The sequence below is a fragment of the uncultured Clostridium sp. genome (genome assembly GCF_963515715.1).
GTDB lineage: Bacteria > Bacillota > Clostridia > Clostridiales > Clostridiaceae > Clostridium_AW.
Genome location: NZ_CAUPZS010000028.1, coordinates 16,040 through 28,876, shown reverse-complemented (window position 1 = coordinate 28,876; position 12,837 = coordinate 16,040). Strand labels below are relative to the sequence as shown.

9 protein-coding genes are annotated in these 12,837 nt (G+C 30.3%); 2 read left to right on the top strand and 7 right to left on the bottom strand.

Annotated elements, in window-relative coordinates; translation table 11 throughout:
• Positions 1 to 9 precede the first annotated feature (9 nt).
• The 6 genes from RYO54_RS16330 to RYO54_RS16305 all read right to left on the bottom strand — a co-directional run bounded on the left by RYO54_RS16330 (position 10) and on the right by RYO54_RS16305 (position 8,110).
• Positions 10 to 1,551 (bottom strand): LuxR C-terminal-related transcriptional regulator, encoded by a 1,542-nt coding sequence (locus RYO54_RS16330; RefSeq protein WP_315121142.1) that lies wholly within the window; start codon positions 1,549 to 1,551, stop codon positions 10 to 12.
• A gap of 33 nt (positions 1,552 to 1,584) precedes the next feature.
• On the bottom strand, positions 1,585 to 2,448 hold the full coding sequence (locus RYO54_RS16325; protein WP_315121141.1) for a pentapeptide repeat-containing protein: 864 nt from the start codon (positions 2,446 to 2,448) through the stop codon (positions 1,585 to 1,587).
• 230 nt (positions 2,449 to 2,678) lie between these two features.
• Positions 2,679 to 5,000, bottom strand: a complete 2,322-nt coding sequence (locus RYO54_RS16320; protein WP_315121139.1) for a cation-translocating P-type ATPase — start codon at positions 4,998 to 5,000, stop codon at positions 2,679 to 2,681.
• 343 nt (positions 5,001 to 5,343) lie between these two features.
• A complete protein-coding gene (locus RYO54_RS16315) occupies positions 5,344 to 6,063 on the bottom strand; it encodes an MBL fold metallo-hydrolase (RefSeq protein WP_315121137.1) in 720 nt (239 codons plus the stop codon).
• Positions 6,064 to 6,212: 149 nt separating this feature from the next.
• Positions 6,213 to 7,475, bottom strand: a complete 1,263-nt coding sequence (locus RYO54_RS16310; RefSeq protein ID WP_315121135.1) for a cation:proton antiporter — start codon at positions 7,473 to 7,475, stop codon at positions 6,213 to 6,215.
• A 5-nt stretch (positions 7,476 to 7,480) separates the two neighbouring features.
• Positions 7,481 to 8,110: a TetR/AcrR family transcriptional regulator gene (locus RYO54_RS16305; protein ID WP_315121131.1), complete on the bottom strand. Its 630-nt coding sequence runs from the start codon at positions 8,108 to 8,110 to the stop codon at positions 7,481 to 7,483.
• 698 nt (positions 8,111 to 8,808) lie between these two features.
• Here RYO54_RS16305 and RYO54_RS16300 point away from each other — a divergent pair.
• Positions 8,809 to 9,957: a methyl-accepting chemotaxis protein gene (locus RYO54_RS16300; protein ID WP_315121128.1), complete on the top strand. Its 1,149-nt coding sequence runs from the start codon at positions 8,809 to 8,811 to the stop codon at positions 9,955 to 9,957.
• Positions 9,958 to 10,035: 78 nt separating this feature from the next.
• On the opposite strand, the gene RYO54_RS16295 is transcribed toward RYO54_RS16300, so the two are convergent.
• Entirely contained in the window at positions 10,036 to 10,611 is a 576-nt protein-coding gene (locus RYO54_RS16295) for a TetR/AcrR family transcriptional regulator (RefSeq protein ID WP_315121125.1), read from the bottom strand.
• A gap of 153 nt (positions 10,612 to 10,764) precedes the next feature.
• Between RYO54_RS16295 and RYO54_RS16290 the strand changes: the two genes are divergently transcribed.
• Positions 10,765 to 12,678, top strand: a complete 1,914-nt coding sequence (locus tag RYO54_RS16290; protein ID WP_315121122.1) for an NAD(P)/FAD-dependent oxidoreductase — start codon at positions 10,765 to 10,767, stop codon at positions 12,676 to 12,678.
• The last annotated feature ends 159 nt before the right edge of the window (positions 12,679 to 12,837 follow it).

Sequence of the window (12,837 nt, the reverse complement as noted above, 5' to 3'; positions counted from 1 at the left end):
TTGATGAAGTTAAGAAATCTCTCCTAAGCTTTTTGCCTTCTCAATTGCTTGTACTCTATTCTTTACTTCAAGCTTTCCAAAAATATTATTTATATGCCATTTTATAGTACCAACACTGATAAACAGTGTTTTACTTATTTCATCATTGCTCTTTCCCAAGGCAATACATTGCATAACTTCTTTTTCTCTCGGTGAAAGTAAAGAGTCCTTACAAGTAAGTTCATTTGAAATATGATTCTTTTCCAAAACTTTATATAATTTGTTATCAATTGCTTTTAAAAGTTCAACAGATTTCATAGGGAAGATACAAAAATTAACGCTTATACCATACTCCTTGTAAATAGATACTGCTTCCTTGAGACATAATTCAGCTTCCTTTCGTTTATTCTCAATAAAATAAATTTCAGATAGTAAAATTAAAAACATCTGAATATATGATACAAGACCAATAAAACGTAGTTTTTTTAAGCTTTCTAATATATCATCTATTGTAATCAAGTCACTGTATCCCTTTAACTTTAAATAGCCAAGAGTTTCAAGAAGTATAAAGGGGCTTTTTTCCCCCACCTTCATATATTCAACTTCAAATCTTTCGATATCTTGCTGAATCGCCTTTCTATCCTCTTCCATGCAGGACATTATCCTAAACATAGAAATAAGTAAATCGGTCATAGTATAGTGCATCTCTCCAAAGTCAACTTCCGATTGTTTAAGAATTTCTTCCATGCCAGCTTCATCATTAAGTATAAAATATGCTTTAAACAGATAAAGCTCAATTATTCCATGCATATGAAGTAAACTCATTTTATCAATACTTGACTTAGCAAGTTTTAAATGATGCACTGCAAGGTTTGATTTGTTTAAATCGTAATAACACATACCTAGAGGTAGATGTATAATATTCCAGTATTCCTCCGCCTTTTCTTTAAAACTGGCAGACATGACTAATATTTTATTGCATTCATCTATAACGTAAGAAACTTCTCCTAGTTTATATTTATTAAGTGATTTATTTACAAAGGCTATAACTGCAAGAAAAAATATATCCAAGGATTTAAATATTTGAAATGAATCATCAAACATTTCTGCAGCATGGCGGTATTGATTTAAACCAGAAAGTATTTGTCCATAAGTAAGCTTTGCATTTGCCATAAAAAGCCCCTTATCTCCCTTTGGAAGAATATCCACAGATAGTTTTGCGTATTTAAGTTTTTCCATAGGGTCTGTCGAAAATTCCGCCAATGCTTTTAGAGCATAATAAAAGGAGCTCTCATAGCATCCTTTAAGTTCTGCTTCATTAATATATTTTACAGTTGATGTAAAACCTGCATTATCTCCACTCAAAAAAGCCAACCAAGCTTTAATAAGTATAGGCATCATTCTACTTGAAGTTGATATATCTATATCCTTGACCATATGGTAATACTGAGCAATATTTGGTGTTGAGAAAAAAGAAACAATATTTTTTTCCATATAATCAAGTACATCCTGAAGAGATTCAGTATTCAGTACTCTTTGCAATTCCTTCTGGAATTCATCATTATTATTCAACATTCTCACTCCATAAATTTATTTCTCAGCCAATTATTTATCCCAATACGAAGGACGAACTATTGATATTGGTAACCTTGTATTAGAGTCTCCTTTAGCAGCATTAATCTGGGCTTGCGTAATAAATATACTATTTGTGAGATTAGCTCCTCTTATATCAGCATCTCTCAAATCAGCTCCGATAAGGTCTGCTCCACTTAAGTCAACACCCCTAAGATCCGCTGCAATAAGAAATGCTCCTCTCAAGTCTTCTCCTGTTAGATTAATTTTTCTAAGGTCTGAACCAATAAGATTTAACCTTCCGACAATTGTTTTCTTGCGTTTTAAAGTAGTTTTCACTCCTCTACGAGCTTTAGTTCTCACAAGCTCACTAGTTTTTGAAAGTAGAGCGTTAACATTACTTCTGTGCGCTACTAAGTCTAGCTTTATGATAGAATCAGCATCCAGATTAGTAAGACCTACCGTTTCACTTATCATATGACTAATTTCCTCTTTAATAACGCTATCATATTGTATTCTAAATGCTTCTGTTAGATACCATAGCATTTCATGAAGTTGCCTCATAACCAAAAACACATCAAACATTTTCTTTGCAGTCTCTGGGTTTTTCATCCAATCCTGTCCACCATATGTAATTTGAGCAACCTTTTGCCCCGCTCCAAAGCAGTCATAAGCAGTACATCCTTTAAGACCCTTCTCTCTGAGATTTTTGTGAACAGTACACTTAAAATCAGATTGTAAATTTATACAAGGCTTGCCGGCATCTTTGTCCGTTGGAAAACCTTCAGAAGCAGAAAAGTATAATGCAACACAGCAAAATCCAAAACATTTTTGGCAGTCAATTTTCAAACTCTCATGTAATTCTTTATCATATTTAAATCCATTTTCATATGTCATATTTATTGTCACCCCATATTCTTAACATGTAAATAATTTCAACTTCTAAATTATATCATAGACGCCTTTGGATTTTAAAGTGTCATGATTTATCACTGTACATTCAGCCTCAATATTGTTATGTTTATCTACTAGCTTAGTTACCTCTTTCACACACATAAATAAAGGGACTGTATCATAATTGATTTAATATATCAATCTGATACAGCCCTCTATTTATTAATATTTAATTAAATCTCATATTTTTTAAATATAACATTCTTTATCAAAATCAATATTGTACTTAAAGTGGCCATTATCAAGAATATAATTAATTCTTGCATCCCTAAATTACTTAAATGTAATAGTTTCCTAAATAAAAGTGCTGCTACAAAAAATCCTACAGCTGTTGTACTACATAAGAATACACGCATTTTATTAAATGGTCTACATACTCTTATCACCGCTAAAATACTGGTAAATCCAATCATATAATACATAATTGTAGTCATATTTGCTACCGACATATTTAAAGCTGGTGCTGCCAAATATAGTATTATAATATTAATTATTATAACCAAAGAATATGGGAATGAATTCTTAAGTACACTTTTCAAGAAAGGTTCCTTTATTTGTTTACCATTTGGCTCAAAGGATATAAAGAATGATGTATACCCTTCAATTATAAGATCTATTAATGTAATTTGTATTGGTATAAATGGGAATGGTGTACAAGTTATAATATTTAATATTGATAGCATTACTGAATATAATGTTTTTATAAAGAATATTCTAGCAACACTTGTAATATTATTTACAACTCTTCTTCCCTCCATTAAAACATCTTTTAGCACACTAAAATCTGAATTTAAAAGTACAATTTGTGAAACTTGTTTTGCTACATCACTTGCTTCTGGAAGTGTTATACTACAATCAGCTTGTCTTAATGCAATAACATCATTTACTCCATCTCCTGTCATTGCCACAGTATGTCCTTTTGCTTGTAGTGCTTTTACTATTAAACTCTTTTGATTTGGTGATACCCTTGCAAATATACTATATTTATCTACTAAATCTATTATTTCCTCATCATTTTCTATTGTAGATAGATCTATATAAGATTCATAATCCTCTAAACCAGCCTGTCTAGATATACTTGAAACTGTTAATGGATTATCTCCTGAAATTATTTTTACCGTAACACCTTCACTTTTAAAGAAACCTAACATTTCTTTTGCATTTTTTCTTAATGGATCTGACAATTCTATTGTTGCTACAATCTCTAGACTTGGTAATACTTCTTCCTCTACTATGTCTTTAGAGAAACCTAAAAGTAAAACTCTTTTCCCTGATTTTTGTAGTTCTATCTTTTCTTCTGGCATTATAAAGTCACTTTTATCCATCAATTTCTCTGGTGCGCCAACAATTATAGATCCTATACCTTTAAAAGTAATTGAACTCCATTTTCTTTCAGATGAGAATGTTGTTTTATCTACTATCTCATACCTATCATTTCCTTGAAAATATTCTTTTAATGCTTGAAAAGTAGCATTATTATCCCCTATTTCAGCAACAAAGGCACTTAATGCTTTATCTACTGAAATGGGCATGATTTTATCATTAAAGATATCCACATTTGAAACTTGCATTTTACCTTCTGTAATAGTACCGGTTTTATCAAGACATAGGGTATCTACATGTGCTAAAGTTTCAACACTATATAAATCTTGAACTAATACTTTTTTCTTTGCAAGCTTTATTACTCCAGTTGCAAGAGAAATACTAATTAATAATACTAATCCCTTTGGTAACATTCCGAGTAATGCTGCTGATGTTGATACTACAGAGCTTTTTAGTAACTCTCCTCTAAAGAAGAATGCTTCAACAAATAGCAATATACCAACTGGTATTATTATAAAACCTGTAAACTTTGTAACTTTTCTCATAGAATTTAATAATTCTGAATTTACCTTTTTATGTTTTTTACTCTTTTGAGCAATCTGTGTTGCAAAATTATCTTTACCTACCTTCTCAACTTTTGCATGGCATTTTCCACTAACAACATAACTTCCAGAAAATAGTTTATCTCCTGGTTTCTTTACTATGGTATCTGATTCTCCAGTAAGTAGAGATTCATTTACCTCTATTTTTCCATCTAAAACAACTGAATCTGAAGAAATTTGATCTCCCATATTAAGTATAGTAATATCATCTAAAACTATTTCATCAACATTTATCTTAATTTCTTTTCCATTTCTTATTACATCTATTTTTGATACTGTTAATACAGATAATTTAGCCACCATATTTTTAGCATGTATCTCTTGAAAAGTTCCAATACTTACATTTAATATAATTATTAAAATAAAGGCTAAATTAGAATATGCTCCAACCATCGCCAAAGCAATGGCAATTAGAAAGTTATATAAGTTAAATAGGGTAAATACATTGTCTGAAATAATCTCCCAGTTTGACTTCACATTTTTTTCTTCTACAATATTAACTTTTCCTTTTTCTTTTCTTTCCATGACTTCTTTTTCTGTTAATCCTAGAATAGTTTCTTGTTCTTCCAAAGTTAAATGCACCTCACTCTGATTGCTGTTACCACTACATTAAAAACAATAAACAGTCATATTTCCGCATATTATTCCATATTATTCGTTTATTATAAATTAGATATGTAAAATAACAATGTATAATTTATTAACAGAGTGAAAATATACACTCTTATTTGTATTGTAATTGAAATTATAAAATATACAAAATGTAAATATCTCCATCTCCAACTATCCAATCAGATTAATTTTTTATATTATCAATTTCTATTTGATATAAACTATATTCTGGATGTATAATAAAGACCCTAGACAACATACTTCTTTATTATCTAGGGTTTCATAATTGTATTTTTCAATATTAAATTCTTTTAAGCGCTTCTATTATATCCTTTGTATATATTCCACCGTGATAACATATAACTCTATCTATATCATAATTTAAAAGTTTTTTAACAGAATTTCTAGCTTCATTCATATCTAAAGTATACTGCGGCAATGCAATAACTAATTCTCCATCTTCTATAACTAAAGCATCTCCAGCTATTAATGATTTACTCTCTTTATTATAAATCGATATGTGTCCTGGCATATGACCTGGTGTAGATATTATTTCGATACCGCCGCAAAAATCAAAATCCTCTCTATCCTCTAAACATATATCTACATTACAACTTTCTATTGATTCAAGCATTTTATGAAAACCTTCCGCATTCTCTTTTTCTACTTCTGATAAAGAATCATATATGCTTTCTGCTTGCTGTAATCTTAATGATTTTTCACTACCATTAATATAAGGCTCATCTTCTTTTGATGCTAACACCTGTATAGTAGGATATTTTCTCTTAAATTCTGCTAGGGATCCCATATGATCAAAATCATGATGAGTTATAATTATTTTAGATAAATTTTTTATGTTAACGCCACTACTTATTGCAGCCTCTTCAATTAAATTTAAAAAATTAGGATATCCACAGTCAACTAAGATCATCTCATTTTCATCTTCTAATATAACTGGATAAATAGTATTGCTTTCTCCATTAAAATTAAAATTTACTTCCAATACATTTATTTTATTCATGTTAAGCCTCCTGATGATATTTTAATTACTTAAATAATATCATAACCACAAAGAGTATAGTTAATGCGTAAATAACTCTGTCTCATCTATGTCCATATAATAAAGTTAAAGCGGTGGTTATAATTCCACCGCTAGACAACCCTTCGCCTTTAGGCTATGGTAGTTGATTTACTTCCACCAAGTTCAATATCATCTTTCTTATTGAATTCTCCTGACCATTCAAAAGCTTTTTTAGCGACAATTACTGCAATAACTTCATTTATTACTGCTGCTGCTGCAATTGTACCTTGTATAATTTTTGCACTTTCTGGATCAGGACCTGCTAAAACAGAAACTGCTATTCCTGTAAATACTAGTGATACTCCTGAATGCGGTAATAATGTAAGTCCTAAATATTTCTTTACGGTTTTTGGCGAATTAGTAATAGTTGCTCCAAAGAATGCTCCAGTATATTTTCCTACCGCTCTTGCAATAATATAGATTGCAGTAAATAACCCTGCACCAAAAATTAAATGATAGTCAAGTGGTGTGCCTAGGTTTAATATTACTACAATCATAGATATACCTAAAATAGGATTAAATGCATTCATTATTTCATTTAGTCTATCCTCTGAAATCATATTAGCAAATGTAGCTGAAAAAGCCATTCCAATTAACATAAAGTTTAATACTGGCTTAGGTAAAATTACATTATCGAATATAAATCCTACACCTACTGATATTAATATAGTTGTAACTAAAAGTAATATAGTTTTTTTGGATGTATTATCTTTTTTAAGTAAAAATCCTGCCAAAAATCCTGTAACAATCCCAATAATAATTGGCAATAATACAAATAATAAAATCATATATATAGGTATCTTTTGTTCTGAAACATTAGCAGCTACAACTCCAATAGTTGAGAAGAATACAACAACTGCTACCATATCATCAAGTGCCGCCATAGGAATCAATGTTCTAGTTACAGGACCATCTGTTTTAAATTCTCTTACAATTGATAACGCAGGTGCTGGTGCTGTCGCAAGAGCAATGCCTCCAAAAATAAAAGCAAGATATACTGGAATACCTGTAAAGTAAAATATAACTCCGAATACTAAAGTAACTACAAAAAATGCTCCTAAGGATTGTGTTAAAGTTGTTATTATAAGTTGTTTGCCTGAATTTTTAATTTTATTCCAAATTAACTCTGTTCCAATTAAAAGCCCTAACACACACTCCAAAATATCCACAGCAATTTTATACCATTCAGCATTTAAAACAGATTCATTTACAAGTCCCACTGCGTGAGGACCAAGTATCATCCCCGTAAGTAACCACCCTAAAATAGCAGGTAGTTTTATTCTTGAAACTAATTTACCAATAAAAAAAGCAATTACAACTGCTGTTATTAATCTTAACAGTAAAAGTACCATTATTATTAGTCCTCCTTTGCAATGCCATAAATCATAATATTTAATATTTTTCCAATGTTGATTTCATGTGCTTTAATTAAACCATTAAAATCACAGTTCTCATATGCTTTGCTTTCAAAATATCCATTGAACATTTCTTGAAAAATCCAAAAATATTCTATTGCTTCTTCTTCTGTTATACCTTCTCTTAGTGTTATTTTACTTAAAGCAAATCGATAAGTACTAATATTAAGATTATCAAAATTCTTTCTTAAAGCTTTGATTTCTTGTTTTAAATGCATAGGTGGTTGTAAAACCACATTAAAAAATATATGGCTTAAGTAAATATTATCTTTTAAAAAATCATATCTTAAATTTAAATATTTTTGCATAATACTTTGAAAATCATTTTGATCATTTTGACCACACTCTTCACTTTGAAGATAATCTACAAATTCATCAAAACAATACTTTACACAACTTAAAAATAAATCATCCTTATTTTTGTAATAGTGATAGATAAGACCTTTTGAAATATTATTATCATTACAAATATTATTTAAAGATGCATCTCCATAATTTTTAGTTCCAAATTCTACAATAGCTGCATTTAATATTTTATCTTTGCTAATTTTATTTTTTTCTTCTTGCTTCATTTTTTCTTCCTCCAAATAAATATTGACTACATGGTCTGTATTTATTATATTAAAAACAGACCATGTAGTCAATGAATTAAATATTATCATTTTGTAAAAAAATAAACTAGTAAAACATCTTCTGCTTTACTAGCTATTTATCCAATATGAAATTTTTCGTGCATATACTAAATACTACCAATTTAATGCTATACCTAATATGTTTTATTCTAACTATTTTAATTTTCTACAATTAAAAAGAAGACGATTAACGTGAAAATCACCTAATCATCTTCTTTTTTACCTTTGTTACCATTACAGTTTTATTGTAATGGCTAAAAGTTTTTAGCTGCTTGTTTAGCCTTTTCAGCGACATCTTCCAAAATTGATTCTATCACCCATTTCATACTCTGTAGCGCGTCCTATGGAATTAGATCAAAGCTATAGACGACATTTTTCATACATACTAAATAGCTCCATTTCTATATCCAAGGCTGCAAAAGCATTTATAGAAAAAATAAAGAATAATTGATAATAAGTACTCTGGCCAACTGGCCATATAACAATTATTTTCTGTATAAAAAAAGATTACATACAAATATTAGAATAAATAAGAAGGATTACTAAAATATTTGTCGAAATAATAACAATAATAGTATTAACTAACATAATTTTAAAATAATGTTTTATAATTTTTTATTTAGCAGGAGGGAAAGACAATGATTCATGTTAATACATTAAATTATATAAAGGATTTAGCCGAAGTACAACTTAACAATGTAATAAATCAAGGGATATTTGGAATTATGGAGGGAGATGATATAACTTGGCAGATTTCTTCAAACTCATTCAACATTGAAGAGTTTAAGATTGGTAAAAAAGTAGATAGAAATAATGTAATATTAAGGGCTAGTCATGAAAAAAAGATTATAACTGAAAATATTTCTAAAGAAGTATATGGAACTAGATTAAAAATAACAGCTATTCCTATTATTAATGATGAAAATGAGAGTGTTGGTACATTTTATATGATAATTCCAATAATACATCATTTAGAAAATGCATTTAAATACTTTGCCCCAATTATAAATGAAACGTTTATAGAGGGTGCATACATAACAATAACAGATAAAAAGGAAGTACTTCAAAAATATGCAACTGAAAAATTTGATATACCAGAAGTAGGTCCAGGTTTTGATATAACAGATGATGCAAATATTAGTGAATGTCTAAGGACTGGCAAAAATAAAAGGTTTGATTTTGATAGTTTTGAGTATGGAAAGCCTATTAGAGTATTAGTATCACCGTATTTTGATGAAGAGAGTAATGAATCTGCTGGAGTTGTAATGGTAACTAGAGCAAAAGAAGCTGAAATAAATCTACGTAATATGTCAGATAGCATGAAAAACAGTCTTTCAAATATAGCAGCTACAGTTGAAGAGCTAGCTGCATCAGCATCAGAAATACATATAAACGAACAAGCATTAAGTGAAAATATTAAAGAAATAACAAAATTATCAGAGCAAATTAATGAGGTTAGTAATTTCATACATCAAATAGCTAATCAAACTAAAATGTTAGGTTTAAATGCTTCTATTGAAGCAGCTAGAGCAGGAGATTTGGGTAAAGGTTTTGGTGTTGTTGCAAATGAAATTAGAAATTTATCTGAACAATCAAAAAGTACAATTTCTAAAATTAATAAACTTACAGATGATATCATAAGTAAAGTAGAACAATCAAATCAAAAAAGTCAAAGTTCATTAATATCCAGTCAGGAACAAGCAGCCGCAACTCAGGAAGTTAGTGCTACTATAGAACAAATAACTTCATTATCAGAAGAATTAAATGAAATTGCAAATATAATATAAATATAAAGCATATATGAAAAAACGAGGAAGCATAACCCAAATTGGGGGTTGTTTTCTCCTCGTTATAATAAATTTCAATCACTTCCTAAATTCTGGTGCCACATCATAAATATTTTCCAATGATTTACGAATTTCTTGTTTCCAATCAAACTTCCCTTTTTTAATACACCAAGTCACTTCATATCCTAAAAATGCGTAGGCAGATGCTTTATATAAGTCTTTCGCACTATTTTTATTCCTTATTTGGCCTGATTCCTGACCTTTTTTAATAATCATTATGGCAATATTAGTTAATTCATCCCTAAAATCATAGCTTCCAAAGTCTTCTTTTAAATTGCTAATCATCATTTGACTAAAAAAATCAGTCCCATATTTATAAGCTTCAGCTACAAGAGATTCAAAACATACCATTAATTGTTCCCAATAATTATCCATGGTAAGAATAGACATAAGATGCTGGCTTATATTATGTGTCAATGAATCGTAGAAACGTAAAATAATATCTTCCTTTGATTTAAGATGATAATAAAAAGTAGTCTTAGAAATGCCACATGCTTCGCAGATATCTACAACTGTAACGTTTTGATAACCTTTTTCAAGGAATAATTTATTGGCTGTCTCTATTATAAAATCTTTAGTAGTTTTCTTTGTCATAATTTCCTCCGAATTTATTCAATAAATAGTGAACAAAATCAATTATATAGTAACATATTATTTCTCCAAAATCCATATTGACTATTATTTACCAAATTGATACTATATTACTGCGGTACTATAATATATAACCGAGGTAAGAGGAGGGTTTTTATGTTAAAATTATTTGAGAAAACACAAATTGGGAGTATGAAACTTAAAAATCGTATTGTTATGGGACCTATGGGAACAACAGGAGAAGCTGATGGTTCATACTGCTCAGAAGGTATTCGTTACTTTGAGGAACGTGCTAAAGGAGGAACAGGTCTTATCATCACTGGTGCAAACGTTGTTACGACTAAATATGAGCCCCGTCCTTGCACCGAACTTAGTAATTTTCATCATGTTGAACGTTTGAATATGTTAATAGAACGTTGTCATCATTATGGTACTAAGGTATGTGTACAAATTTCACCAGGTTTAGGTCGTCAACAATTTACAGATCCATTTACTCCACCTTATTCAGCAAGTGAATGCAGTGCTTTTTGGTTCCCAAATTTGAAATGCAAACCATTTTCAAAAGAAGAGATTCATGACATTGTAGAAAAAGTAGGTTTTTCAGCTAGTCTTGCAAAAATGGCTGGTGCTGATGCAGTAGAATTACATGCATATGGTGGATATTTATTAGATCAGTTCCATTCAAAGCAATGGAATAATCGTGCAGATGAGTATGGTGGAGAACTAAAAAATCGTATGAGATTTACTTTAGAATGTATTGAAGCAATTCGAAAAAATGTTGGTGCAAAATTCCCTATACTTGTTAAATTCACACCTGTACATCGTGTTGAAGGAGGACGTGAATTAGAAGAAGGATTGGAAATGGCTAAAATACTTGAAGCTGCAAATATAGATGCTCTTCATGTTGACGTTGGTTGCTATGAAGCTTGGCATAAAGCAATCTCTACAGTATATGAAAAAGAAGAACATCAAATGGATGTTGTCGAAGCTGTTAAGAAGACAGTAACTTTACCAGTTCTTGGACAAGGTAAAATGTTTGATCCTGAGAAAGCTGAAAAAGCTGTTCTTGAAGGTAAAACTGATTATATTGTATTAGCACATCAAATGTTAGCAGACCCAGCTTGGGCGAACAAAGTTAAGGCAGGAAATACAATGGACATAGCTCCTTGCATTGGATGTAATGAATGCTTGCTTTCAGGTTTTTCAGGTAAACATTATTATTGTGCTGTAAATCCATTATGCTATGCAGAGGGTGACTATCAACTTCCAGAAAAAAATGATGTGATGAAATCTGTATTGATTATTGGTGGTGGTCCTGGTGGGATGTCAGCTGCTATTGCTGCCGCTAAACGTGGATTTGATGTGGAAATATGGGAAAAGTCCTCACGATTAGGTGGTAATCTATGGGCGGCAGGTCTACCAACATTTAAGCATGACGTATTAAGATTGATTACATATATGGAACGTCAAGTGTTAAAACTTGGAGTTAAGATTATATTGAATAAGGAAGCTACAGCAGAAACTGTTTTAGCTGGTAAATATGACAAGGTTGTATTAGCTACTGGCTCAAAAGCGTTTATGCCTCCAATTAAGGGAATTGAAACAGCTGCTCCTGCAAATGACTATTTATTAGGACTTAAAAAACCAGGTAATAAAGTCGTTGTAATCGGTGGTGGTCTTGTTGGCTGTGAAACTGCAGCATATATGAAGGAAACTGCTGAGGAAGTAACAATCGTAGAAATGTTAGAAGATATTTTGGCAATTTCAGAACATTGCCTAAACAATGATCAAGCATTAAGAACAATCATTAAAGAAAGAAACATTGAAGTTGTAGGTAATGCAAAAGTAACAAAAATAACTCCATCCGGAATTAGTTACTCAAAAGATGGACAAGAACATATAATTGAATGTGACACAGTTATTATTGCAGCTGGCTACTATTCAAATAATCAATTAGAGAATGAATTGGAAGGAAAGGTTGAAGATTTAACTGTTATCGGAGATGCAGAATCACCAAGAAAAATCCTTACTGCAGTACATGAAGGATATCATACAATACGAGTAATGTAATTAAATAGAGCTTAAGAAAGATGTTAAAAGTTTCATGCATTTAACATCTTTCTTATTATTTAATGGGAGAAGTATATATTCTAAACCATATTAATTCTTATATTGTAAGCTGTTTTAATAACTCTTTATCCAATTCTAGTAAGTTTCGCGTTCACTTAT

Coding starts and splice junctions, on each gene's coding strand:
- RYO54_RS16325 (WP_315121141.1), bottom strand. CDS start 2,448: ATGACATATGAAAATGGATTTAAATATGATAAAGAATTACATGAGAGT.
- RYO54_RS16315 (WP_315121137.1), bottom strand. CDS start 6,063: ATGAATAAAATAAATGTATTGGAAGTAAATTTTAATTTTAATGGAGAA.
- RYO54_RS16310 (WP_315121135.1), bottom strand. CDS start 7,475: ATGGTACTTTTACTGTTAAGATTAATAACAGCAGTTGTAATTGCTTTT.
- RYO54_RS16305 (WP_315121131.1), bottom strand. CDS start 8,110: ATGAAGCAAGAAGAAAAAAATAAAATTAGCAAAGATAAAATATTAAAT.
- RYO54_RS16300 (WP_315121128.1), top strand. CDS start 8,809: ATGATTCATGTTAATACATTAAATTATATAAAGGATTTAGCCGAAGTA.
- RYO54_RS16295 (WP_315121125.1), bottom strand. CDS start 10,611: ATGACAAAGAAAACTACTAAAGATTTTATAATAGAGACAGCCAATAAA.
- RYO54_RS16290 (WP_315121122.1), top strand. CDS start 10,765: ATGTTAAAATTATTTGAGAAAACACAAATTGGGAGTATGAAACTTAAA.